This is a genomic window from Geminocystis sp. NIES-3709 (assembly GCF_001548115.1).
GTDB lineage: Bacteria > Cyanobacteriota > Cyanobacteriia > Cyanobacteriales > Cyanobacteriaceae > Geminocystis.
The window spans coordinates 374,821-399,555 of sequence record NZ_AP014821.1 but is presented as its reverse complement, the minus strand read 5'-3'; the positions used below and the strand labels follow the sequence as shown (position 1 = coordinate 399,555).

The 24,735-nt window shown below is 32.0% G+C and carries 23 protein-coding genes and 1 tRNA gene; 18 read left to right on the top strand and 6 right to left on the bottom strand.

Annotation, left to right across the window (positions count from 1 at the left end; translation table 11 throughout):
• Positions 1–117 precede the first annotated feature (117 nt).
• The 12 genes from GM3709_RS01645 (at position 118) to GM3709_RS01595 (ending at position 14,469) form a co-directional block, all read left to right on the top strand.
• Positions 118–2,592, top strand: a complete 2,475-nt coding sequence (locus GM3709_RS01645; RefSeq protein WP_066115656.1) for an alpha/beta hydrolase — start codon at positions 118–120, stop codon at positions 2,590–2,592.
• Between the two features lie 378 nt (positions 2,593–2,970).
• Positions 2,971–3,093, top strand: a complete 123-nt coding sequence (locus GM3709_RS21615; RefSeq protein ID WP_255359679.1) for a hypothetical protein — start codon at positions 2,971–2,973, stop codon at positions 3,091–3,093.
• Positions 3,094–3,105: 12 nt separating this feature from the next.
• Positions 3,106–4,743, top strand: a complete 1,638-nt coding sequence (locus GM3709_RS01640; RefSeq protein WP_066115654.1) for an MBL fold metallo-hydrolase — start codon at positions 3,106–3,108, stop codon at positions 4,741–4,743.
• Between the two features lie 213 nt (positions 4,744–4,956).
• Positions 4,957–5,889, top strand: a complete 933-nt coding sequence (gene cruF, locus GM3709_RS01635) for a gamma-carotene 1'-hydroxylase CruF (protein WP_082712918.1) — start codon at positions 4,957–4,959, stop codon at positions 5,887–5,889.
• Between the two features lie 148 nt (positions 5,890–6,037).
• Positions 6,038–8,668, top strand: coding sequence for an ATP-dependent chaperone ClpB (gene clpB, locus GM3709_RS01630; protein ID WP_066115652.1), 2,631 nt, complete (start codon positions 6,038–6,040; stop codon positions 8,666–8,668).
• A gap of 89 nt (positions 8,669–8,757) precedes the next feature.
• Complete coding sequence (locus tag GM3709_RS01625) at positions 8,758–10,092, top strand: ATP-binding protein (protein ID WP_066115650.1); 1,335 nt, start codon at positions 8,758–8,760, stop codon at positions 10,090–10,092.
• Between the two features lie 41 nt (positions 10,093–10,133).
• Positions 10,134–10,664, top strand: coding sequence for a hypothetical protein (locus GM3709_RS01620; RefSeq protein ID WP_071828068.1), 531 nt, complete (start codon positions 10,134–10,136; stop codon positions 10,662–10,664).
• Positions 10,665–10,805: 141 nt separating this feature from the next.
• Positions 10,806–11,702 (top strand): tetratricopeptide repeat protein, encoded by an 897-nt coding sequence (locus GM3709_RS01615; protein WP_315863042.1) that lies wholly within the window; start codon positions 10,806–10,808, stop codon positions 11,700–11,702.
• A gap of 174 nt (positions 11,703–11,876) precedes the next feature.
• Positions 11,877–12,290, top strand: coding sequence for a hypothetical protein (locus GM3709_RS01610; protein WP_066115646.1), 414 nt, complete (start codon positions 11,877–11,879; stop codon positions 12,288–12,290).
• A gap of 188 nt (positions 12,291–12,478) precedes the next feature.
• A complete protein-coding gene (locus GM3709_RS01605; protein ID WP_066115644.1) occupies positions 12,479–13,114 on the top strand; it encodes an L-threonylcarbamoyladenylate synthase in 636 nt (211 codons plus the stop codon).
• A 176-nt stretch (positions 13,115–13,290) separates the two neighbouring features.
• Positions 13,291–13,776 (top strand): allophycocyanin subunit alpha-B, encoded by a 486-nt coding sequence (locus GM3709_RS01600; RefSeq protein WP_066115642.1) that lies wholly within the window; start codon positions 13,291–13,293, stop codon positions 13,774–13,776.
• Positions 13,777–13,896: 120 nt separating this feature from the next.
• Entirely contained in the window at positions 13,897–14,469 is a 573-nt protein-coding gene (locus tag GM3709_RS01595; RefSeq protein ID WP_231937598.1) for a hypothetical protein, read from the top strand.
• A gap of 233 nt (positions 14,470–14,702) precedes the next feature.
• Here GM3709_RS01595 and GM3709_RS01590 read toward each other — a convergent pair whose 3' ends face one another.
• Entirely contained in the window at positions 14,703–15,233 is a 531-nt protein-coding gene (locus GM3709_RS01590; protein WP_066115637.1) for a DUF4330 domain-containing protein, read from the bottom strand.
• Positions 15,234–15,586: 353 nt separating this feature from the next.
• The gene (locus GM3709_RS20370) at positions 15,587–15,730 is read right to left on the bottom strand and encodes a hypothetical protein (RefSeq protein WP_158506693.1); all 144 of its coding nucleotides are present in this window, start codon (positions 15,728–15,730) and stop codon (positions 15,587–15,589) included.
• 152 nt (positions 15,731–15,882) lie between these two features.
• Between GM3709_RS20370 and GM3709_RS01585 the strand changes: the two genes are divergently transcribed.
• From GM3709_RS01585 to GM3709_RS01575, 3 genes are all read left to right on the top strand, one after another.
• Entirely contained in the window at positions 15,883–16,224 is a 342-nt protein-coding gene (locus GM3709_RS01585) for a histidine triad nucleotide-binding protein (protein ID WP_066115635.1), read from the top strand.
• Positions 16,225–16,299: 75 nt separating this feature from the next.
• Complete coding sequence (locus GM3709_RS01580) at positions 16,300–17,112, top strand: tetratricopeptide repeat protein (protein WP_066115633.1); 813 nt, start codon at positions 16,300–16,302, stop codon at positions 17,110–17,112.
• 85 nt (positions 17,113–17,197) lie between these two features.
• A tRNA-Met gene (locus tag GM3709_RS01575) sits at positions 17,198–17,271 on the top strand.
• A gap of 111 nt (positions 17,272–17,382) precedes the next feature.
• Here the strand turns inward: GM3709_RS01575 and GM3709_RS01570 are convergent.
• The 4 genes from GM3709_RS01570 to GM3709_RS01555 all read right to left on the bottom strand — a co-directional run bounded on the left by GM3709_RS01570 (position 17,383) and on the right by GM3709_RS01555 (position 21,855).
• Complete coding sequence (locus GM3709_RS01570) at positions 17,383–18,099, bottom strand: glycosyltransferase (RefSeq protein WP_066115631.1); 717 nt, start codon at positions 18,097–18,099, stop codon at positions 17,383–17,385.
• Positions 18,096–19,331: a class I SAM-dependent methyltransferase gene (locus GM3709_RS01565; protein WP_066115629.1), complete on the bottom strand. Its 1,236-nt coding sequence runs from the start codon at positions 19,329–19,331 to the stop codon at positions 18,096–18,098. The genes GM3709_RS01570 and GM3709_RS01565 overlap by 4 nt, the downstream gene beginning before the upstream one ends.
• Positions 19,332–19,351: 20 nt before the next feature.
• Entirely contained in the window at positions 19,352–20,911 is a 1,560-nt protein-coding gene (locus GM3709_RS01560) for a hypothetical protein (RefSeq protein WP_066115628.1), read from the bottom strand.
• 98 nt (positions 20,912–21,009) lie between these two features.
• Positions 21,010–21,855, bottom strand: coding sequence for an SDR family oxidoreductase (locus GM3709_RS01555; RefSeq protein WP_066115626.1), 846 nt, complete (start codon positions 21,853–21,855; stop codon positions 21,010–21,012).
• Between the two features lie 162 nt (positions 21,856–22,017).
• Between GM3709_RS01555 and GM3709_RS01550 the strand changes: the two genes are divergently transcribed.
• The 3 genes from GM3709_RS01550 to GM3709_RS01540 all read left to right on the top strand — a co-directional run bounded on the left by GM3709_RS01550 (position 22,018) and on the right by GM3709_RS01540 (position 24,723).
• Positions 22,018–22,890, top strand: coding sequence for an S-methyl-5'-thioadenosine phosphorylase (locus GM3709_RS01550; RefSeq protein ID WP_066115624.1), 873 nt, complete (start codon positions 22,018–22,020; stop codon positions 22,888–22,890).
• Positions 22,891–23,051: 161 nt separating this feature from the next.
• Positions 23,052–23,474: a plastocyanin/azurin family copper-binding protein gene (locus GM3709_RS01545; protein ID WP_066115622.1), complete on the top strand. Its 423-nt coding sequence runs from the start codon at positions 23,052–23,054 to the stop codon at positions 23,472–23,474.
• Positions 23,475–23,688: 214 nt separating this feature from the next.
• Positions 23,689–24,723, top strand: a complete 1,035-nt coding sequence (locus GM3709_RS01540; RefSeq protein WP_066121657.1) for a ribonucleotide-diphosphate reductase subunit beta — start codon at positions 23,689–23,691, stop codon at positions 24,721–24,723.
• Positions 24,724–24,735: the final 12 nt, after the last annotated feature.

Below are 24,735 nucleotides of genomic sequence, written 5' to 3'. Positions count from 1 at the left end.
TGATGGAAAATACTCTCTTAATACAATATTCTTTGTAACAATTTGTTTAAGATTCAGTTTTTCTTTAAGATTATTTATTTGAATCTCATTTTATCAAAGTATCTATTATGATTAATTATGAAAAAACAAATTATATGGATTAGTATTAGTCTTATAATAACAATATTTTTTCCTAAATCAATTGAAGCGGCTGAAAAAATTAATTTAGTTTATAATTCTCTTGTTTTTTCTATTTCGATCGATTCTTTAGAACATTTTGCTAAAACCGGTGAATTAAAAAGTGATCTAAAGCAATATACATCATCTTTAGATGAAAAAACCTTAGCAGAAATTCGTTTTTTTCTTAATAAAAATTATAATTTTGACAAGATAATTGTTTCTAAATTAAGTCATACTTCTTTAGGAGAAGATTTATTGACAGAATTAGGAAAAGTAATTTCAACTCATAGAGATAAAAATGGTTTTTATGCTATTCGTGGTGCTATTTTAACCACCGCTAATCAACAATCCTCATGGACAATTCTTGACGTTTTACGTAATTTTCCTGCCTCTGGTGTTTTTGTTAATTTAGAATTGTTAGCACAGTTAAAAGATGATATGTTTTCATATCAAAGTTATAGAGATGCTATTGCAAAATCGATCGAGCTTCAAGCTAACACAGAAAAAGCACAATTTGCAAATACCAACTTAAATACCCTAGAAAACTTGAGTCAGAAAGGAAAGTATCAAGTCAGTCAAGAAACTATCATGGTGGAAAGACAAGACTTAAGACAAACAACTCAAGGATTTGTCAGAGAATATAGTTTCGAGGTAGATGTCTATTTTCCTCAAAATCAAGAAGAAAAAAAACCATTAATACTAATATCTCACGGATTTGGCTCATTAAAAGAAAATTTCGTCAATTTAGCTCAACATTTAGCTAGTTATGGTTTTATAGTAGCAGTGCCTGAGCATATTGGGAGTAATTTACAATATAGAGAAGAATTATTAAAAGGTACATTAAGCAGTGCATTAAGTCCAGTAGAATATATAGCTAGGCCTCAAGATATATCCTCAGTGATAGATAAAATCAAAGAATTAGCCTCTAAACAAGAAATTTGGCAAAAAAGAGTCGATTTTAGTAAAATTGGTGCGATCGGGGATTCATTAGGTGGTACTACAGTTTTGTCTCTAGCCGGTGCTCCCTTAAACATAGCACGACTAAAGACAGAATGTCAGCAAAATCAAGTGATTGTTAACACGGCTTTGATTTTACAATGCCAAGCAAGTCATCTTCCCCCCGTAGAATACAATCTTCAAGATTCGAGAATAAAAGCCATAATATCGACTCATCCTCTCACAAGTGCTATTTTTGGGCCTGAAAGTTTGAGTAAGATAAAAATACCAATTATGATCACTGCAGGAAGTAATGACGTTATTACTCCTGTTGTCATCGAACAAATACATCCTTTTCTGTGGTTAAAAAGTCCTTTTAAATATTTATTATTTTTCCAACCGGGTACTCATTTTAGTTCGACTCAGCCAATTCCAGAGTACACTTTGAATAATATGCCAGAAGTGTTAATTGGAAAAAATAGAGCGATAACAAGTCAATACTTTTATGGAATAGCCGTGGCTTTTATGGAAGCCTACTTAAATAATAATCAAAAATATTTAGCTTATTTAACTGCTAATTATGGAGATTTTTCTGGCTCAGAGAATTTTAAAGTCTCTCAAATTAGTAATTTAACACCAGACAATATTATTCAAGTTTATGGTAATAATTTACCTCTACAAATTATCCCTCCTTTAGTCGTTTCTTTTCCTTTAGAAAATGACGATCGTTCCATAATAGAAGATATAAAAAGTAATGGGATCTTAAAAGTTGCTTATCCCCAAAATAGTCCTCCTTTTGGCTATATCAATAATGAAGGATATTGGGAAGGTTATTGTGGATTTTTAGGTGATGAATTAGCCACTTACTTACAAACTCAACTAGATTTATCTTTAAAGCCTGATATAGTTTTTTTACCTTCTAATTTAAACAATCGTTTTGATTTAGTTAAAACCAATCAAGTTCATTTAGAATGTGGTGCAAATAGCATGATTAAAACTTTTGAAGATGCTAGTTTCTCTATTCCTTTTTTCGTCACGGGTAATTACTTTCTAATTCCGAAAGCTTTAGATAATAAATTTAATACAAATCAATCTCTACAAAATTTTAGAATAGGGGTTATAAAAAATACTTCTACTGCAACTTTTTTAGCAGAAAAATATCCCCAAGTTAAGCCAATATACTTTAATGAATTAGAAGGATTCAAAGAAGAAATAAAAGCTCTCGAAAATAACTCGATCGATGCAATTATAGACAGTAGAATTCTATTAGAAAATCAATTATCATCTCTCAAAAATCCGAAAGAATATCAGATAGTACCTTCATTACCATTAAACTGTGATTATTATGGTCTATTGTTGCCAAAACAAGATAAAGAATGGATAGAAATAGTGAATAGTTTTTTAACAAAAACCCCTCTGAGGGAAAAATACTTTTTACCAGAAGTAGAAACTAATTTAGTAAAAACCCTTAATTATTGTCTTAATCAAAGTAAATAAAAATTTCTTAGACATAGTCGTATAATTGACTATTAGAAAAGTCAACTGCTAAAACTATTTTTTTAACCTTCTATTTACGTGAGTTCGATGTTAGAAACCTTTTTATTAATAAGAGTTTAAGAATGTTAGGTAAGCACATTTTACCTTAACAAAAAAATTAAATAAGCGTAAATAATTATCTAAAATCAATTTGACTAATAGACTAATATTTAAACCAATTATTATTGCTATCTCTTGTCTCCTATCTCCTATCTTCATCGAAAGTTTTATATCGAACTATCGAAAGTTTTATATCGAACTGAGGTTCTATTTATCTTTTCACTATCAATTGTTATATCATACAGATCAAAGGTCAATAATATGGAGAAATCATGACTTATGGATGTTAAAATATTAATAGTAATCTTAACAGGATTATTTATCGTATCAGCGTTGTTTTTTGGTACTAGGAATGGTTTTTATGATACGGATGACTATGATGGTAACGGTTCGGCACATTAAAGATTAGGATATATGATCAGGCGGCAAGAAATACTTTCAATACCGCAAGTACCTCTTTCCTGTTATCCCTTCGGTGTGGGTAACTATACTGAGGGGGTAGCCATTTTACTTCAAATTGGCAACTATCGCATTTTACTTGATTGTGGAATCGCCGATATAGACTGTTTCTCTCCTTCAAATCAACCCCCAGCGAATTGGGTTTTTTGTAGTCACGCTCATCAAGATCATGCACGTAGTCTATTGTCTTTACATCAACAATTTCCTAAATTACCTATTTACACCAGTGATGTTACGGCTAAGTTATTACCTCTAAATTGGCTAGAAGAAAATAATACTAATTCTTTTGCTCAAGTTTTGCCTTGGCGATCGCCAATTAGTTTACAATCAGATTTAACAGTAGAATTATATCCTGCTGGACATTTACCCGGTGCGGCTTGTTTTTTATTTCAATATAGCTACAATAATCGAGTTTATAAAATTTTTTACACGGGAGATTTTTGTTTATCTAATTTACAATTGGTGGAAGGATTATCTCTTGATAGTTTGCGAGGATTAAATCCAGATGTATTAATTGTTGAAGGTAGCTATGGTACTGCAAGACATCCTCATCGCCGTCAACAAGAAAAGCATTTAATGGAAAGAATCAAAACGGCTTTAAATAGTAATATTAATGTTATTTTGCCGGTACCTACTTTTGGTTTAGGACAAGAATTGTTAAAATTGTTACGATCGCATCATCAATTTACAGGAACAAACTTAGATATATGGGTGGATGGAGACTTACCCACGGCTTGTGACTTGTATTTAGAATTAATGGACTATTTTCCGGCTAATGTGCAGAATTTTGCTAAACATCAATCTTTATTTTGGGATGATAAAATCAAACCAAGAATGCGTCGAGTTACAGAGGTTTCCTCTCGTCATGATTTAACAATTTCTCCAAGCATTGTTTTAACAGACAAATTAAGCCATTTACAAGAATATTGTGGTAAAAGTCGGGAAAAATGGTTAGTTTTGATACCAGAACAATCTAAAATCAATCATAGCTCTATATTTCAAGAATTTACTACGAATATTAACCCTAAAAACATCCTCGTCGAAAACTACCTTCTAGCAGAACATAGTGACGGAAGAAATACAACTCAACTCGTTCATAATTTACGTCCACAACATATTGTATTTATTCATGGATCACCCAATTATCTAGCCGATTTAACCAGTTTAGAAGAATTACAAAATCGTTATCAATTACATTCTCCTTCTGTAGGTATCACGGTAGATTTGCCCATTGGTGCGCAGTTTATGCAACCAAAAGTAACTCCTCAAACCAACTATGAAGGGGAATTAAACGAAACAGGGGCATATATTACTATAACTTTGCCTGAACAAATTAACAGAGATCCTCGTTGGCAAAATTTTGCTGATACAGGATTAGTTGAAGCTCGATGGCAAGGAGAAGAGTTAGTATTAAGAGGATTATCTCAAAGAGAATTATTACAACAGAATAGTATATTGCGTCGTCAATTAAACCCTGAATCCTGTGGTAATTGTATTTATTATCGAGAGCAAATTTGTAGCAATAATGATTCTCCACTTAATACTTTAAAAGTACCTGCAGATGGTTATTGTCCTCTTTTTGAAGGAATCTAAAAATATTTTTTTATACTTCACTCCTGATAGCTTTTATAGGTTGATTTTTAATTATTAAACCTAATACCTAACACCTACTCTTCATCAAAAGACTTTTTCATCAACCCCAAATATCATCGATCGAGTAAATTTTGATAAGATTCTACATAAAACTTAATAAATATTTGTAAAATATGAAGAATAAATTTAATTTTACCAATTTCGGTAATTTTCATGATAGAAAAGTGCAACTTGAGAGGAGAAAAACCCTTGTTTAAAGACATATTTAGAGAAAAAGAAGGTTATTTTTTGATCAGCCATGTCGTGGCAATGATCTTTGGTTTAGCCGGATTACTGTTGGTTTTACCTCACCCGGAATTTATCGCCAGTTTACCAGAAATTGGACAATGGGCTTTTAGCTGGTCAATGATTGGAGGAGGAGTTGTATATATGATTCTAGGGTGGGCTGCGATCGCTATTTATGCTTATCGTCAATTAGGTACATTTCACTGGTTAGCTTTTATGATTCCTGCTTTGGGAATTTCTCTCATTAGCGAATTATTAGGTACAAGTACAGGATTCCCCTTTGGTGCTTATCACTACCTTTCTGGTTTAGGCTACAAAATATCAGGTTTAGTGCCTTTTACCATTCCTTTATCTTGGTTTTATCTTGGTTTTAGCAGTTATCTCATTGCTAGAGTTGGCTTAAATAAATTAGCAATTCATTCTTGGTTAAAAGATTTAGGCTCGATCGTATTTGGTTCATTACTATTAATGTCATGGGATTTTGTTTTAGATCCGGCTATGAGTCAAACAACAGTACCATTCTGGTTATGGGATCAACCCGGAGAATTTTTCGGAATGCCTTATCAAAACTTTATCGGCTGGTTTGGTACAGGATTTATTTTTATGACTGTAGCTACTTATCTTTGGAACTTGAAACCCTTAGATTTTGACAACATTTCTCTCACTATTCCTGCTGGAGTATATATCGGAAACTTTGGTTTTGCGATGGTGATGAGTATGGGTGCAGGATTCTATTTACCTATTGTTTTAGGAATATTATTAGGAATTTTACCTTTAGTCGTATTTTTATGGTTAGCAAATCAAAATAATAACCAAGAAAAGAATGCTTCTGCTGAAACTTTAGCTTCTGTGCCTCAGTAAAATATTTTTTTCAATACCTATTAGTAAGGGCTTTTGCCCTTATTTCGATTTGGATAAACCTCAGCTAACAGCTAAAACCTAAAAGCTAGATGACATTTTGTTAAAAAAGATTAATAATTGATCTGTGATAATCAATAAATGATATAAGATGCAGCCAACTGATCCGAATAAGTTTACTGAAATTGCTTGGGATGCCATCGTGCGATCGCAAGATATTTGTAAAGAGTTAAAAAACCAAAATTTAGAAGTAGAACACTTAATACTAGCTTTATTAGAAGAAAATACGATCGCCACAAAAATTTTTAGTCAAGCCAATATTGATACAACTCTTTTAAATAAGCAATTACAGACATTTGCCACTCGTCAACCAAGAATGTTTAGCGTCAATCAGTTATACTTAGGACGCAGTTTAGATTCAATGTTGGATAGAGCAGAAATTTGTCGAGAAAGTTGGCAGGATGAATTTATCGGCATTTCTCATTTATTAGTTGCTTTTTCCGAAGATCAACGTATTGGGAAAAAAACTCTTAAAAGTTTCAATATCGATCCTCAAGATTTTCAAATCAAAGTCAAAGATTTTAAGACTAAGATTGAGAAAGAAGAAGCCCAAACGACAGAGCCTGAAGAAACAACGGAAAAAGAGCCTCCTTTAACTAAATTTGGACGAGATTTGACAGAAGAAGCGAAAGCTGGTAAACTTGATCCCGTTATCGGTAGAGATGATGAAGTTAGGCGCGTTATTCAAGTTTTATCAAGACGATCGAAAAATAATCCCGTGTTAATTGGTGAGCCGGGAGTCGGTAAAACAGCGATCGCAGAAGGTTTAGCCCAAAGAATTGTTAATGGTGATGTGCCAGAATCCTTGAAAAATCGTCAATTGATTTCCCTTGATATGGGCAGTTTAATCGCTGGTGCTAAATATCGAGGACAATTTGAGGAGAGACTTCGATCGGTATTAAAAGAGGTTATCAACTCCGATGGACAAATAATTTTATTTATCGATGAACTTCATACCGTAGTGGGTGCAGGTTCAAGGGAAGGCGGAGCAATGGACGCTGGAAACCTTCTTAAACCCTTATTGGCAAGGGGAGAATTACGCTGTATCGGGGCGAGTACCCTTGATGAATACCGCAAACATATTGAAAAAGATCCCGCCCTTGAAAGACGTTTTCAACAAGTGTATATCAAACAACCTAGTGTTGAAGATACCATCTCGATTTTACGGGGTTTAAAAGAGCGTTATGAAGTCCATCACGGGGTGAAAATTACCGATTCTGCCTTGATTGCGGCGGCAACTCTTTCTCATCGTTATATTACAGGACGATTTTTACCTGATAAAGCCATTGATTTAGTTGACGAGGCGGCGGCTAAATTGAAAATGGAAATCACCTCAAAGCCTGTAGAATTGGAAGTACTCGATCGACGTTTGATGCAGTTGCAGATGGAGCAGTTATCATTGCAAGGAGAGGAAAAAAATGATAAATCCGCGCAGGATAATTTAGAGCGCATCACCGCAGAAATTGATGATTTACAAATCAAACAGAGAGAATTGTCTTCTCAATGGCTTATCGAAAAAGAATTATTAGACGAAATTCATGCCTTAAAAGAAGAAGAAAAAGAGCTAAGATTACAAGTTGAACAAGCCGAAAGAGCTTATGATTTGAACACCGCCGCCCAGTTAAAATATGGCAAATTAGAGACATTACAGCAGGATATTGAGAGCAAGGAAGTGAAATTACTCGAAATTCAGTCTCAGGAAAACGCCATGCTCAGGGAAGATGTCACGGAGTCAGATATTGCTGAAATTGTGGCAGGATGGACTGGTATCCCCGTTAATCGTCTCTTGGAAACCGAGCGCCAAAAACTCCTCGAATTAGAATCTCATTTGCACGATCGAGTTATCGGACAAAATGAAGCCGTAGCCATTGTTTCCGCTGCCATACGCAGGGCTAGAGCTGGAATGAAAGATCCCAGTCGTCCGATCGGTTCATTCCTGTTTATGGGGCCGACAGGTGTCGGAAAAACCGAATTAGCGAGGGCTTTAGCCGCATTTTTGTTCGACTCAGAAGACGCTATGATCAGAATTGATATGTCTGAGTATATGGAAAAACACGCAGTGTCGAGGTTAATTGGTGCGCCTCCGGGATATGTAGGTTATGAAGAAGGGGGGCAATTGTCGGAAGCTATACGCCGTCGCCCCTATTCCGTTGTCTTACTTGATGAGGTAGAAAAAGCCCATCGGGACGTGTTCAATATCCTTTTGCAAGTCTTAGATGATGGTAGAATTACGGATAGTCAAGGGCGTGTGGTGGATTTTCGCAATACTATTATTGTCATGACTTCTAATATCGGTAGTGAATATATTTTGAAGTTGGCAGGGGATGATAAAAATTACGAAGCGATGAAAGATAAAGTGTTAGTGGCTTTAAACAAGCATTTTCGTCCTGAATTTCTCAATCGTATCGATGACTTAATTATATTTCATGGATTGAAGAAAGAGGAGTTACGGGAAATTGTCAGTTTACAGCTTGTCAGGTTACAAAAACTATTAGGAGAACAAAATATTTCGATCGAACTTACTCCTGAAGCACAAGACTATATCGTAGATGTCGGTTATGATCCTACTTACGGCGCTCGTCCATTAAAACGGGCAATACAAAGAGAATTAGAAAATCCATTAGCTACAAAAATTCTTGAAAATACTTTCACTGAAGGAGATAAAGTGATGGTGACTTTTGAGGACGATCGATTAGTATTTAATAAAAGTTTGGATAGTTAAATATATAAGTCCCCAAATTGGGGAACTTTTAAAACTGACAATATCTAAAGTAATTTTTATTTCTACAGTCACAAATAGTTATTTAATTTATGAAAATAAAAATAAAAAATCTGGGTATTTTTAAACAAGCAGAATTTACTTTAGGTGATTTAACAATTATTTGTGGCAAGAATAATACTGGAAAAACTTATGTAACTTATTCATTATTTGGATTCTTAAATTTTTGGCACAATATTATTAGTTGTGAAATAGAACAAACTGATATTGAAAAATTATTAAGGGAAGGAATCGTTCATATAAATTTAGGAAAATATTTAGATAATAGTCAACAGATTATTGAATACGGATGCCGTAAATATATTGACTTATTACCCTTCGTTTTTTCCTCCCCTGAAAATAGCTTTAAAAATACAAGTTTTTCTATTGATATAGATTTGGGAAAAAATCAACTTAATCAAAAATATGAAGAATTTATTGGTTCGACAAACAAGCAAATATTTTCCTTAGAAAAAAAAGAAGATTCAAAAGAATTAGTTATTACTTTATTATCAGAAAATAAGGAAATAGAAATTTCTGAAAATGTTATAAAAAAAATTATTTCATCTATTATTAAAAATATAGTTTTTTCTCAATTTTTTCCTAATCCTTTTATTGTTAGTGCAGAAAGAACAGGTACTGCAATTTTCCGACAAGAGTTAGAAACTCCTCGTATTTTATTACATGAAGCAAAAACAATTAAATATCCTTTAGCTGTTAAAAAAAATATTGAATTTATCAAAGATCTTGATATTATTGTTAAACAAGATAGTTTTATTATTAAAGAATATCCTGATATATTAAATGATTTTACTAATATTATTGGGGGTATTTATAATATTAATAAAAATGATCAAATTTATTTTGTCCCAACCGGAAAAAAAATTAAGTTATCAATGGATGAAAGTTCTAGTGGTGTCAGATCATTATTAGATTTAGGTTTTTATCTTAAACATATAGCTAAAAAAGGAGATTTGTTAATAATTGATGAACCTGAATTAAACTTACACCCAGAAAATCAGCGTTTAATTGCTAGACTTTTAGCCAGATTAATTAATTTAGATATTAAAGTATTAATTACTACTCACAGTGATTATATTATTAAAGAATTAAATACTCTAATAATGTTAAATCAAGATAAACCTTATTTACAAGAAATTGCTTTGCGTGAAGGTTATCGAAAAGAAGAATTATTATCTCCAAATCAATTAAAAGTTTATATAGCCAAAGAAGAATTAATCTCTTTAGATAATCGTCAACGTCGTACTCGTTGTCAGACTTTAGTAGAAGCAGATATAACTCCTGATTTGGGTATTGAAGTTAGTAGCTTTGATGATACGATCGAAACGATGAATCGTATTCAGGATGAGATTATTTGGGGGGAATAATTCGAGTGTATAATTCAGATGATCTTCAAATTCTTGACGAGATGATTAATGATAATAGTAAACTTAATTTAATTACTAATAACAAGAAAAAAGAAGTCATTTTAAAAGAAATTGATGGACATGAATATTCAGTAACAATTAAAAATATTCCAGAGGAAACCATAGTAATAAAAAGTGATTGTTTTGAATCCCCTGAAAGTATATTCAAAAATACAAAACGAGAATGTAAAAGATGTGATTTTATAATAATTAGTTATGAAGAAAATCGTAAATTTATCATATTTATTGAAATGAAATCAGGTAAGGGTGATAACAAAGAAATTATACAACAATTAAAAGGAGGTAAGTGTTTGGTAAAATATTTTCAAATTATAGGTAAAGAGTTTTGGCAAAATTTGAATTTTTTAGACAATTATAATTATCGTTTTGTTAGCTTTGCGAAGATTCTTGTACCAATGCGTAGTAACAAGAGAAAAAAAGATAAAAATATCCATGATTCTCCAGAAAATATGCTGAAAATTTCTTCCCCTAAAACTATAGTTTTTAGTAAATTAATTGGTCAATTATCTTAATTAAAAAAAGATCATTAGAACATTAATAATGTATATGAAACTATTCTGTAAAAAAATTTTTATTCTATATCCTATTCTTTTACTATGGCTTTTTGCTCAAAAACAAGTACTAGGAACTTGAAAATACTGCTAAGATTGAAATTGTCCAGATTTTTTATTATTAGCTTGTTAAAAATAGTGTTATCCCGTCGTTATCTCCTCTCTATTTTAGTTTTTTTCGGTATTTTCTCTTTTTCCCCCGCTTTGAAAGCACAAGCCTTATTACCCTATACTCCTGAATTGAATCAGGATTTTTTTGATAATTATGGTTCTCAGTTGTTACAAGATGCTGTTCAATTAACTCGTTTTCAAGAATATGAATTAGCAGTATCTAGGGCAAAATTGGCGGTGCAATTATCTCCGAATCGTTATGAGCCTTGGTTTATTTTAGGTACTTTAGAAATTCAATCAAATAATCTTGAACAAGGGGTAAAAGCCTTACAAGAGGCGAAAAAGTTAGCTCCTCAACAAGCTGATGTGTTATTTTCCTTGGGTAATTCTTATTTTCAAGTGGGAGATTATGAGGCTTCAGTCAAAGAGTTACAAGCAGGTTTAAAAATAAATACAGAAGTACCTCAATCTTATTTTGATCTTGGTAATGCTTACTTTAAATTAACTAAATATTCTGAGGCGATCGCCTCCTATCAACAAGCTGTAAAATTAGAAGCTGAATTTTGGCCTGCTATTAATAATATTGGTTTGATTAAGTATGAACAAGGAAAAATTGATCAAGCTATTGAATCATGGCGTAAGGCTTTGAAAATTGACTCTAAACAAGCCGAACCCACTTTGGCGATCGCCGTAGGTCTTTATGCTCAAGGAAAACAGGAAGAAGCAGTAAAATTAGGACAAACGGCTCTAAAAATGGATAACAGCTATGGAAGTATTGAATTTTTAAAAGAAAATCTTTGGGGAGAAAAATTATTAAATGATACTCGTAAATTTTTTACTAATAAAGATATTGAACCTTTAGTAAAAAAAGAAACTTCTTCTAATTAGAAACAAAATCGTTACGAAGATAACCGTAAAAAAAGGAGTCTAGGGTCAGAATCCAGAATTGAGAATGTAGAATGAAAACCTTTAATTTTTATGGCTTACGAGAATTTAAAATTCCTGTTTTGCTTAAACACTCTACCACTAATTCTATTCTAAAAAAATATAATATAAAGGTTTATGAACGCATCTGAACAAGCAAAAGGATTAGAAATTACTAGCAAAATCGCTTCTATCGTCAATTTATTTAAACAATATTTTCCTGATGGGAAAGCAGATCTCAAACCTTGGCATAACGATCCTGATACTATTAATTTAGTTGATCCTGACTCGATCGATATTGCCTTTCATTTTCCCGGTTGGAGTCGAAAAATTCAAAGTAGGAGTATTTTACTGCAAATTCGATTTCATCAAGACTTAGTCGATAACAAACAACGTTTAATTGGGATCGAAACCGCAGGATTTAATCATACAGGAGAAGTGTGGCGACTTTCCACCGTCGATAATTGGCAATTAGAAGGCAGATGTTTGCCGACGGAAGAAATTACCAATAAACTCAAGGAATTTTGTCGAGATATATTTCAATTATTTTAATCGTCTCAAAAAGATGAAACTTTTATCACTTTAATTTGCTGGTTCAATAAAATTCACTAATGAAAGTAGGTTTTCTGTTTTTTAGAACTTTTCTAGTTATGTATTAAATAAATATTTTCAATCTAAAAATTACATAATCCCATAATTGCATAATGTAAAATTAGATACATTATTTACAAAAAAGAATCATGACTGAAACTTGTCTAAAATCCATCAAGATAATTCCCCGAATTATTGATTACTTAGCTCGGGGAGAAATCATTGTCTTGCATACCGATATAGTTTATCTCCTTTTAGCAAACGCTTTAATTCCTTCTTCAGCTAATAAAATTCATGAATTAAAAGGATGGAATCCTCCTAAACCATTAACATTACTTTCTAATCAACACAAAATTTCTGAATATGCAGTTTTAAATCAAGATGCAAAAATTTTAGTGAATAAATTCCCTTATCCCATTAGTATAATTATTCCTCATCGTCAAAATCTTCCTGACGTTGTCACCGCAGGACATAAGACGATTTTTGTTTCTTGTCCTGATGATTTTATTTATAATTTAGTGACACAATCATTTTTTCCCATTGTGGCAGGTACTGCTAGTTTAGGAGGTGAATTAAGAGCAAATAATGCCGACACGGCAAAAGATTTTTTTGGGGATGAAGTATCTTTAATCATTGATGGTGGCAAATCTAAATATGGTATAAGAACGACACTTATAGATTGTCATTTACCTCTACCAACTATTCTTAACTATGGACTTATTTCTTACGATGATTTACGTCCAATTTTACCTCATATTGAATTACCCTCTCACTTACGCAAATAAATTTAATGAGATCTTTTTTGTAGGTGCGTTAATACCTCACAATACTTTTCTTTTGTCTTTGGTTATTTTTGTTAAGATTTGTGATTTTTTTCAACAATTTGTAACAGTTATAGCTTCTAAGAGAGCGACCAAATTAGGTTAAACTAATCATATAAAAAATAATACTCGTTAATAAAATGAGCATAGTTAGTCAAGTTATTCTCAAAGCAGATAATGAATTACGCTACCCCAGTAGCGGTGAATTACAAGGAATTAAAACTTTTTTAGACTCCGGTTTACAAAGATTAAAAATTGCTGAAACTCTAGCAGAAAACGAGAAAAAAATCGTAGAAAAAGCTAGTCGGGAATTATTCAGAAAACGTCCTGATTTTAGAGCACCCGGTGGAAATGCTTCTGGACAAAAGCAATATAATCAATGTTTAAGAGATTTTAGTTGGTATTTACGTTTAGCTACCTATGGAGTTTTAGCTGGGGATAAAGAACCGATCGAAAAAATTGGCTTAATCGGAGTAAAAGAAATGTACAATTCTCTTGGAGTTCCTTTAGCGGGAATGATAGAGTCTATTCGTTGTCTAAAAGAGGCTTCCTTAGCTTTACTTAGTAAAGAAGAAGGAGAAGAAACGGGTCCTTATTTCGATTATATAGTTCAATTTATGTCTTAAATTTAATAGGAATTTTTGATTGGTTATTGGTTGATTTTTAACGGAGGGTTTACTTATAAAATTTTGAAACCCTCTAACAGAAATAATATTTTTTTTCTTTTTTGATAGATAGTTTTACTTTTGAAAGATAAAAATACCGTTGCTATGCCAAGTAAAAAATCTCTTAATGATATAAGGAAGGAATCTTCTTGGCTAGACACGAATTTCTTTCTTTCTCTAAGTCTTTTCTTCTGCACTTATGCAGTCGTGGGATGGTCGATCGCGAATTTAGCCAATAAATGGGCTAAGATAATTACAGAACAAAATACCATTATTAATTTATTAATTCAAGAGGATTTATTACCCTTAATTATTAAGTTATCAATATTGTTTGGAACTGTTTTTCTTTCCTTAATTTTGAGCAGTCCTTTGGTTTTAATTACTATTATTTTTGAAGAAAGTATTAACTCCGATTTAAAGGCTTTTATTGCTATTTTATTTTGGTCAATCGTTCTTGTTTTTGTCTTTTGTTCTTTCGATTATTTCTCGGATTTATTAGTTATAACTTCCAGTAATATTTTGCTTCGTTTAGATTTACAAAAGTTTAATAATAATAATTCACAAGTACTTTTTTTTATTTTTGTGATGGCTTCTATCGCTTTTTCTGTAGGCTTTATTTTATTCGATTTTGTGTCTAAAGGGGTTGTGGCTTAAAATAAATTGATAATCTCAAAAATATTTAATTTCCATATTTTTTACTAAATTTTAAAAACAAAATCTCTTAGTTTTTAGTGACAAATTTTATAAATAAAAACAATATTTTAAATTCTTAGGCTGAAAATTTAAGATTTGAGTTCTAAATCTTTTTACTACTTTCATCTTTATCCGTAAAATTATATCTATATGAAGTTATAATCTCCCCGAAAACAAGAGGAAATTATTTTTTATTAGTTTCTCTTATTTACACCTATAACACTACCTCTGAAGTTATAATTATTCCCATCTAGCTCTAATACCGTACCAATTTTAATTTTTTGATTAGCTAACACCGCTCCATCATCAGTCATTTGTCCTTTTCCACTGGTTAACATTAACATATCAGTACTAAATGCTACAATGGGACGAGGATCAAGTACAGCTTTGACACTGCCATCGGGTTGACTAGCAATAATATAATTGGGCAATTCTTCTACTGACTCTATTTTTAATGTGCCTGAAGGTTCATTTCTGACAATAATTTTAACCGTGGTGTCTTTTAAAGAAGCAAGAAATTGTGGAGCATCTTTCACGCTTAAACCTCTAACTAATACATTTAATTCGATCGTATCACTAGCACCACTTCCCACTTGAGCGATCGATCCTGTTGGACCTGGTACAATAAAGATACCGATTAACACTAATAGGATAACGGCGATCGCACCTAAATCTAAAATATTTACTTTACCGAATAAACGACCTTTAGAGTCAATAATTTTCATAGAAATTAAATTATAAAAATAGACTTTTCAAAATATACCATTTAATACAGTACCTTCGCCAAAATGAAGAAGAAAAATTAAACTTGAAGCCAAGAGAACTCAGAACATCCCATTTTTGCACTAAATACAAATACTTAAGTTAAACTCAGATCCTGCACCTGATTAAGCAAAAATCAAAACCACTACTATTTAACCATATTCTTATTGTTTCTAATTCCTTGAGTAAAGAAAGAAGTAAAATATGAGGTAAAAGTAAAATAAGAGCCTTTTGAGCCGAATAAAACCAGTCTAAATTATCATGATTTTCGTCTTGTAAATAAACCCAATATGCCAGTAAATAACCTGAGTTTTGGTTAAGCAGATTGAAGTAAAAGCCATTCTAAACGGAGACTCGGCTTTTTTGCTTGGTGACAATATGCGATTAATCCACTATCTCTGGGTTGAATGTATTCGCTAAAATGTTGTATAAGTTGAAGATAAGGTAGGGGTGTGTTCATGAGAGATAATGATGAAATATAGACAAAAAAATTATCTCAAAAATCCACTTCTACTGACAAGACCTTATCAAAAGCAAAAAGATTACCATATCTACTTTTCAGGACTTTTCTGCACCACTAAGCTTTTATCTTGACAATTAAATCAAAAACTTATGAATGAAACGATTTTTAGTAAAATTATTCGCAAAGAAATTCCAGCAAACATAGTCTATGAAGATGATTTATGTTTGGCTTTTAAGGATATTACTCCTCAAGCACCTACTCATATTCTACTAATTCCAAAAAAACCTCTTGAAAGAATTGATAGTGCTAAAATGGAAGATCAAACATTGTTAGGACATTTACTTTTAACCGTCAAAAAAGTCGCTGCTGAGGCTAATTTAAACAACGGCTATAGAGTGGTAATAAATAATGGTAATGATGGAGGGCAAACAGTCAATCATCTTCATTTACATATTTTAGGCGATCGACAAATGCAATGGCCACCGGGTTGATCAGTAAAGTACGGGAAAGACAGAGACACTCAAGGTTGTACAATCAAACAATAATCGTTATCTAAAATTAATTTTATGCTCAAAATTATTATTGTTATTTTCCTGTGTTGTTTTTGTTTTTTCCAAAATCCCACTCTTGCGGAAGATAATCCTAGTAATACGTTTACCGAAGAACAATTACAAGAAGGGGAAAATATTGCTCATCAAGCTATCTTAGCTACTGAAAATGGTGATTTTATTCAAGCTGAAATTTATTGGACTCAATTAGTTGAGAAATTTCCTACAAATCCGGCGGTTTGGAGTAATCGAGGTAATGCCAGAGTGAGCCAAAATAAGTTACAAGATGCGATCGCTGATTATAATGAGTCTATCAAATTAGCCCCCAGCGCACCAGATCCCTATCTCAATCGTGGTACTGCTTATGAAGGATTGAAAGAGTATGATAAAGCGATCGCTGATTATGAAAAAGTACTGCAATTAGATCCTGAAGATGCAATGGCTTACAATAATCTAGGAAATGCTAATGCAGGATTAAAAAATTGGAAAAATGCAGCGGAATATTATCATAAAGCCTCAGAATTATCCCCTAATTTTGCCTTTGCCAGTGCTAATGAATCCTTAGCGTTATATCAACTAGGAAAAAAAGAAGAAGCTCTAAAAAAGATGCGTAATCTTGTACGAAAATATCCCATGTTTCCTGATATGCGTGCCGCTTTAACAGCAGTTTTATGGGAAAATGGACAACAGGGTGAAGCTGAAAGTAATTGGGTAGCTACGATCGGGATTGATAGTCGTTACAAAGATTTATACTGGTTAAAGGAAGTAAGACGTTGGCCTCCTAATATGGTTTTAGCATTAGAAAAATTTTTAACTCTTGAAAACGATTAATAAAAAACAATTAGCAGTTAACACATATAAAAAGATCTTGAAAAATTAAGGAATATAGTTTATAATAGTAAACCATTAATGAAAAGGCTTGGTAGCTCAGTTGGTTAGAGCAGGGGACTCATAAGCCCAAGGTCGGCAGTTCAAATCTGCCTCGAGCCATTCTTGTTGTACAGTGCCAAATTAGGTGATTTCTGAAAAAGGATCGGAAAACTTGATTGAAACTTAGTTAAAGGGCGGGGATACCAATCTTCAACTTGCTTTCAATCAACCCTAGGTTTCTGCCATAATAGAGGGAAAGAAAAATTGCTTATATGCAACATACAAGTAGCTTATAATAGATTTTACAATGGACATTTTAGATTGACCATACTGGCGATCGCTCCAGCTAATGGGAATAGTTGTGTACTTATATTTTCTCTGTATAGCTTTCAAAGCAACTTCTAATCCAATACTGTACCCTGATGAGGTTATCTGTATTTCTTTTAAAACATCTTTTCTATATGCTTTGAATGAATTAGTTAAATCATTACAATCGACTCTAAATAGTACTTGAAGAAATAAATTGCCCAAACGAGATATTAAAGTTTTGAAATTAGAAAAACCATTGATAGTTGATCCTTGCATAAAACGTGATCCAAAAACCATATCATTACCAGCTTTGATAAGTTGGATGTAGCGAATTACATCGTCAAGTGAATCACACATATCTCCATTGAATGGGATTATAATATCTCCATTAGCTTCTCCGAATCCTCTCTGTAGTGCTTTTCCATAACCAGAAGGTTCTCCTCCTTTTACAACAATGGTATTATTTGGGTGTAAACTGGCAAATTCTTGTAGAATATCCCATGTCCCATCATTACTATCATCTACTGCAATTTGTTCAAAATCAATATGCCGTTCGGAAAGATAACCATAGACAGTTTCTAGTGTAACTTTTGCATATTCCAATTCATTTTTAAAAAGAATAATAAGAGATATTTTCATAGATATTTCTCAACAATTCTAACCTTTGGATGAGAAACAATAAATTTACCCCCATTATTCAGATAATCTGCATATTTTTCCACAAAAAAGTCCAAAAAATTCCATGATAAGATTAAGTAATAGTCTGGTTGTTCCTTAACACTATCTTCATGAATAATCGGAATATGAGTTCCCGGAGTGTATCGATCAACCTTATATGTGTTAACTTCTGTCACATAATCAAGATAATCGGTACCAATATTATAATAATTCAATAAAGTGTTACCTTTTAGGGGTGCTCCAAGACCAAATATATTGTTACCACTCATTTTAATTTGCCTTAAAAGTGATAATAAATCATTTTTGTTTTTTTCTACCCGTTCAAAGAATTCTTGATAAGTTTTAAGATTGTGTAAACCAAAACGGCATTCGTCTTTAATAACATTCTCAATTTTTTCTGAAGTGACAAAGGGTGAATCGTTTCTCGCAACATACAAAACGAAAGAACCACCATGAATTGGATAGAAGTCAACATCCAATAATCTCATCTTATATTTTGCGAATAAATCTTTCAACGGAGCTATTGCATGAATCATAGTATGTTCATGATAAAAATGATCAAATTGCAATTTTTCAATAATATCTTTTAAATATACGCATTGTGTGCAAAATATAGTGTTTTCATCCATAATCATATCCAGCCCCTGAATAAAATCATGAATATCCTCTATATGATAAAAGACAGCAGTGGCGGTAATAATATCTGGGCGAATACCCAGACTTTTTATTGCTTCAGCACTTTTTTTATTCCAAAAAGTTTCAAAAACGATAATACCCATATTACTAGCTAATTGATTGCTCCGTTTACATGGATCAATACCTAATACACGCATACCGTGGTCACGAAATTTAGTCAACAATGAACCATCATTTGCTCCAATATCAAGAATCAAACTGTTTGACGAAATCTGAAATTTTCTAATAATTTCTTGAACTAATTCCTCGAAATGGGATACAACAGGCTGATTCAAACCAGTGACATACGGATGATTGACAAACATAGAATCAACTGGGGGAAATTCTTCTATTTGTACTTGCCAACAATCGGTACAAACTAACATAGCAAAAGGGAAAGTTTGTTCTTGTTTAAATTCATATAACCGAGGAAAATTATTACCGTTTGGCTGATACCCAAGATCAAAAAAACGCTTTAAACTCAAACCATGACAATTCATGCAGGAAAAATTTTTCATTGTGAGAGAAAATTTAAAATTTAATCTGTAATTTTAATGTTTTTATAGATTATAGTAGTTTCACTAGCATAATCTACTGTGTAATTTTTTTCTATAAAATTATATAATTCAGGAAAAGTAGATAAAGAATAATTTACGCACGAATCTTCATTAATAAGGCTTCTAATAATAAAAGTTGGCATTTGTGTCTTTAGTCTTTGGATAAAATCTTTACGTAATCGTTTAATGTATTTGTTTGATGTATGATGATAGAAATAAAAGTCGACTATATAAGGAGTCGCAATTACTGCATTTGATTTAAGCATGCCATATAAATGGCCTGAGCAGTAATTTAAAGGTTGAACTAGGCTTCCCGGTATTAAACTTTTCTTCAAATAATTTGTAATTTCATCAGCCTGATTAAAATACAGTTCATTTGATTGTGGAGGAATTTTAAATATAAACTGTGCAATTGTACTTTTAACTGATGAGCCAATAGTCAAAGTCACAGTAAATATAAACACAATGAGCGGAAACAAGATACGATCTAATTTCTGAGATGTTTTTGGATTAAAAAGGACAAGTGCTGTACATAGACTGGTAAAATAAACATATGGAGCCCAGTGATAACCTAAAAATCTACCGCTGATAACCACGTATAAGCTATAGATAAATGCAAGAAACAGTAGTAATATTGACAATCTCTTGGTTTTTTCAAGAAATGCTTCGCTTAAAACGATATATACACCCAAGACAGAAGTAACAATCAATAACCCATAACCACCAAAACTCCGATAGGAATTAAATAAATAAGATAAATAGTTGCTTTGCAACTCTCTTGTCATTCTAGTATATAAGGGTGTATAAGATGATAATATCTGCCAAAATGATTCTAATGCGTCGATTTGCCAAAGCCATAAGATACAGATAAAAATAATTAATGAAAATCCCAACAAACTCAACAAGGTATTTTTTAGATAGTTAAGAATTAAATTTTTTTTATCATTATTAAAATCATTTATAAAATTGTATATCATGAGAAAGGGAAATCCTAAAATCAGATGAGGCTTGAACATTGCCGCAACCCCAAAAAGAACACCGATCAAAAAATACTTAAATTTAAGTAAATTAGTGTTTTTTAAATAAATAGATAATAGAATTGTTGTGGCTATGGGTAAAACTGCAATCATATCTCTTTCCATATAAAAATTGCTTTGTATGTATATACATCCAAACAATATACAACTTGTAAAAGCGATTAAGCGATCAAATTGTTTCATAATGAGCCATGTTACTGCAACCATAATACTTAGCCAAATCAAATTAGCAATATTTGAAGCTATATCTGAGTAACCTAGTAATTTGCCTATTGCTATATGGAACAAATAGGAAACTGGCATATTAATCTCGAAAATATCACGATAAGGCACAAACTCGTGTTCATTAATTAAGTAGGCAATATAATTCATAAAAGCTAGGTCATAATGCATTCTCTTATTAAGAGAAAAAATGACACTCAATAAAAAAACAAGTGCCAATACAAAGAGTATCAGGTATTTAAAACTTTTAATAATGACTATATAAAAGGATTTTTTTGTCATGATGATTACCAGTACTTAATTATTGCCAAACTATATTTTCTTTTGAGGTTTAATTCTTAGTTCTATTTTGATAATTTCAGGAATATAATATTTCATGATTATTTCATAGTAGTTTTAGATAGATTTTCAGTTAGTGTTTTTGGATAAAAACCTAATGTCTGATAAGTTTTTTCTCCATTTAATCTGACTATGGAAGGACGAATATCAACAGAAAAGTCTAACGCTACTGGCTCAATATATGCCGTATCTAATCCTAATTTAGTGGCAATTTTGATCGCAAAATCATATCGAGAAAGTGCTTCTGGACCCACACAATGAAAAGTACCGTGCTGGCTTTGATTAATAATTCTATCAAGCATGACTAATAAGTCATTAATCCAAGTTGGACAATTAACAAGATTTGTAAAAGCCTTTAGTTTATTACCACAGTTCAGTGTATTACAGATTAAAGTAATAAAGTCATTTTTTATTCCATAAAGTTGAGCTGTCCTTATAATAGAATGGTTGCGAAGTTTATTTTGAATGAAAAGCTCTGATGCAACTTTATCTTTGCCATATTGAGTTGTGGGACAAGGTTGATCCCTTTCTTGCCAAAATTGGTCATATTTACCAAAAACATAATCAGTTGAAAAGTATATCATTCGAGCTTTATATTCTTGGCATATTTCTGTGATTAGTTTTGTGACTCCAAAATTGGTTATGTGAGACAATTCTTTGTTCTGTTCGCAGAACTGAATATTTTTTATTGCTGCGAGATGAATAACTAAATCTGGATTATATTGATCAAAAAGCTGGAAAACTACTTTTTCATCACGCAAGTCAGCAAAAATAATTTTTTCTGGCTCAATAAAATCTACGGGTATCATTTGATGTCCAGCTTTGCAAAGATGGTTAGTAATAATTTGACCGACACTACCAGCAGCACCCGTTACTAATATTTTCATAAGGGTTAGGGGGAATCTTATTTTACAAATCAAATAGGATTGCTATATAACTTTTATTCTAAACTCTCTTTTTAAGAATAGAACGAAGATTTATCTAATCCTTAATTGTCATAGATTGGTAGAATATAACAAGAATCAAATTTTTTAAGTATCATAAAAAAGATGGAAGCAGTTACAATTGGGATTATCGGCGGTAGTGGGTTGTATAAAATGGAAGCCTTACAAAACATTGAAGAAATAACCCTCGATACTCCCTTCGGTTCGCCTTCTGATAGTCTTATTACGGGAACTTTAGATAATACTAAGGTAGTTTTTTTGCCTCGTCATGGCAGAAATCATCATCTTTTACCCTCAGAATTACCCTTTCAAGCCAATATTTATGCCTTAAAGCAATTAGGAGTTAAGTATATTATCTCTGCTTCTGCGGTTGGCTCATTGCAGAAAGAAATTAAACCCCTTGATTTTGTTATACCTGATCAGTTTATCGATCGAACCAAAAACCGTCAAGCCACCTTTTTCGGAGAAGGAATAGTGGCACATATAGCTTTTGGGAATCCCGTTTGTGATAAGTTGGGTGATGTATTGGCTCAAGCCATGAAAAACTTAAACCTTCCCGATATTACCTTACATCAAGGGGGGACTTATATTTGTATGGAAGGTCCTGCATTTTCAACTATTGCGGAATCAAATCTTTATCGTAGTTGGGGAGGCAGTATTATTGGTATGACAAACTTAACAGAAGCCAAACTGGCAAGAGAAGCGGAAATTGCTTATGCCACTCTTGCACTAGTGACTGATTACGATTGCTGGAATCCCGAACATGATCATGTGACAGTGGAGACAGTGATTCAAAATTTGCATCAAAATGCTATTAATGCCCAAAAAGTGATTCGAGAAACCGTTAAATTAATTGCAGATAAACCTTTTGTAAGTACTGCCCATTCAGCTCTTCAAACATCCATTTTCACTCCTTTAGATAAAGTATCCCCTGAAATAAAAGAGAAACTGGCATCAATTTTACAGAAGTATCTCTAGGCAAAATATTTCGTCAAGTAAAAAATATATCTACTCCTATCTCTCTATTCCAGATTAAACTTAGGTAGAAACGCAAATTAAGAGATTAATGAATACTTCAAGGATAAACATTGCTCCCTAAAATAAACGAAAAAATTAGTCAATATTTAAAACTAAAAATTATGAAAAAACTGTTAATTATTATTTCTATAAATATTCTTTTTTTCTGTAACTTCATTATTGATGTTCAAGCAAATACAGATTATGAAATAATTGATGTTAGCTTAGGGAATGAACAAGGACAATTAATTTTTACCCCCAATGAATTGAAATTTTCTACAGGTAAAAAATATAAATTAGTCTTAAATAATCCAAGTCCAGAAAAACATTATTTTACAGCTAAAGATTTTGCTGACGCAAGTTGGACTCAAAAAGTACAAGCAGGAAAAGTAGAAGTAAAAGGAGCAATTCACGAATTAGAATTAAAACCTGAAGGGATTGCAGAATGGGTTTTTATACCTGAAAAAAAAGGAAGTTACGACCTATATTGTTCAATAAAAGGTCACAAAGAAGCCGGAATGAAAGGAATTATTACTATTAATTAATTAATGTTAAATCCTGAATAATTAAAGTATTTTTTGTTTATTATATATGGTTTATCTTGTTTATTAACAATTTATCATTTTGTTTTTTTGAAAAAGAAAAAATGTGATAAAATCTAGGTTCTATTGACTTTATCTTAGAAGATTATTGTCAATTATTTTACTGCAATTATAATCACATCCTATGGTAGCAACATTTAACGAGATAAATCAAAAAATGCCTCTAACTCCCATCTTTAATCCTTTGGGAGACGATCGTATTGAGAACAGAACAATATGGTTTGGTAATACAACCAATTTAATGCAACTAAACGATGTAAGATACTCATGGGCGATCGGATTATATCAACAGATGCGGGAAAATTTTTGGATTCCTCAGAAGCTAGATATAACACAAGATGTTACAGATTATTGGAATTTAACCAACGATGAACGTCGTGCCTTTGAAGGAATTTTATCTTATTTGACTTTTTTAGACTCTGTTCAAACTTGCAATATTCCCCATCTAAAAAGTGCTATTACAGCCCCAGAAATTAGTCTTTGTATGGCAGAACAAATCTCTCAAGAAGGAATGCACAATCACGCCTATCAATATATGATTGAGACGATTATTCCTAGTGATAAAAGAGATCAAGTTTACGATTTTTGGCGCACAGATAAAGTATTATCGGCAAGGTGTGAATTTATTGCTGGTTTTTATCAAAAATATATCGATAATCCCACTAAAGAAAATTATTTTATTGCCCTTTTAAGTGATTATTTATTAGAAGGTTTATATTTTTACAATGGCTTTATTTATTTTTATAATTTAGCCGCTAGAATGTTAATGCCTGGCTCTGCTGACATTTTCAAAATGATTAATCGTGATGAGTTAAGTCATGTGAGATTGTATCAAAAATTAATTCCTGAAGCGATGGAAAGTTTTAATTATTCCCTAGACCAAATTTACGATATGTTTAATACTGCTGTAGAACATGAGTGTAAATGGACTAATCATATTGTAGGGAATAATATTTTAGGGATTACTGAATCTAGTACTGAACGTTATACTAAATATCTTGCCAATATTCGTTTGAGAGCGATCGGGCTTGATCCTATTTATAATAATTCCCAGTATAGCAAAAGTCCTTATACTCATCTCGAAAAATTCTCCGATACTAAAAAAGAAGGTAACACTAAAGCGAATTTTTTTGAATCAAGTGTTACCAGTTACGTTATGTCTTCAGGGGTTTCTGGTTGGGATGAAATATAAGTAGGATTATTG

Bases quoted from the DNA above. Each gene is read 5' to 3' on its own strand.
- GM3709_RS01645 (WP_066115656.1), top strand. From the start codon at position 118: ATGAAAAAACAAATTATATGGATTAGTATTAGTCTTATAATAACAATA.
- GM3709_RS21615 (WP_255359679.1), top strand. From the start codon at position 2,971: ATGGATGTTAAAATATTAATAGTAATCTTAACAGGATTATTTATCGTA.
- GM3709_RS01640 (WP_066115654.1), top strand. From the start codon at position 3,106: ATGATCAGGCGGCAAGAAATACTTTCAATACCGCAAGTACCTCTTTCC.
- cruF (WP_082712918.1), top strand. From the start codon at position 4,957: ATGATAGAAAAGTGCAACTTGAGAGGAGAAAAACCCTTGTTTAAAGAC.
- clpB (WP_066115652.1), top strand. From the start codon at position 6,038: ATGCAGCCAACTGATCCGAATAAGTTTACTGAAATTGCTTGGGATGCC.
- GM3709_RS01625 (WP_066115650.1), top strand. From the start codon at position 8,758: ATGAAAATAAAAATAAAAAATCTGGGTATTTTTAAACAAGCAGAATTT.
- GM3709_RS01620 (WP_071828068.1), top strand. From the start codon at position 10,134: ATGATTAATGATAATAGTAAACTTAATTTAATTACTAATAACAAGAAA.
- GM3709_RS01610 (WP_066115646.1), top strand. From the start codon at position 11,877: ATGAACGCATCTGAACAAGCAAAAGGATTAGAAATTACTAGCAAAATC.
- GM3709_RS01605 (WP_066115644.1), top strand. From the start codon at position 12,479: ATGACTGAAACTTGTCTAAAATCCATCAAGATAATTCCCCGAATTATT.
- GM3709_RS01600 (WP_066115642.1), top strand. From the start codon at position 13,291: ATGAGCATAGTTAGTCAAGTTATTCTCAAAGCAGATAATGAATTACGC.
- GM3709_RS01590 (WP_066115637.1), bottom strand. From the start codon at position 15,233: ATGAAAATTATTGACTCTAAAGGTCGTTTATTCGGTAAAGTAAATATT.
- GM3709_RS20370 (WP_158506693.1), bottom strand. From the start codon at position 15,730: ATGAACACACCCCTACCTTATCTTCAACTTATACAACATTTTAGCGAA.
- GM3709_RS01585 (WP_066115635.1), top strand. From the start codon at position 15,883: ATGAATGAAACGATTTTTAGTAAAATTATTCGCAAAGAAATTCCAGCA.
- GM3709_RS01580 (WP_066115633.1), top strand. From the start codon at position 16,300: ATGCTCAAAATTATTATTGTTATTTTCCTGTGTTGTTTTTGTTTTTTC.
- GM3709_RS01570 (WP_066115631.1), bottom strand. From the start codon at position 18,099: ATGAAAATATCTCTTATTATTCTTTTTAAAAATGAATTGGAATATGCA.
- GM3709_RS01565 (WP_066115629.1), bottom strand. From the start codon at position 19,331: ATGAAAAATTTTTCCTGCATGAATTGTCATGGTTTGAGTTTAAAGCGT.
- GM3709_RS01560 (WP_066115628.1), bottom strand. From the start codon at position 20,911: ATGACAAAAAAATCCTTTTATATAGTCATTATTAAAAGTTTTAAATAC.
- GM3709_RS01555 (WP_066115626.1), bottom strand. From the start codon at position 21,855: ATGAAAATATTAGTAACGGGTGCTGCTGGTAGTGTCGGTCAAATTATT.
- GM3709_RS01550 (WP_066115624.1), top strand. From the start codon at position 22,018: ATGGAAGCAGTTACAATTGGGATTATCGGCGGTAGTGGGTTGTATAAA.
- GM3709_RS01545 (WP_066115622.1), top strand. From the start codon at position 23,052: ATGAAAAAACTGTTAATTATTATTTCTATAAATATTCTTTTTTTCTGT.
- GM3709_RS01540 (WP_066121657.1), top strand. From the start codon at position 23,689: ATGCCTCTAACTCCCATCTTTAATCCTTTGGGAGACGATCGTATTGAG.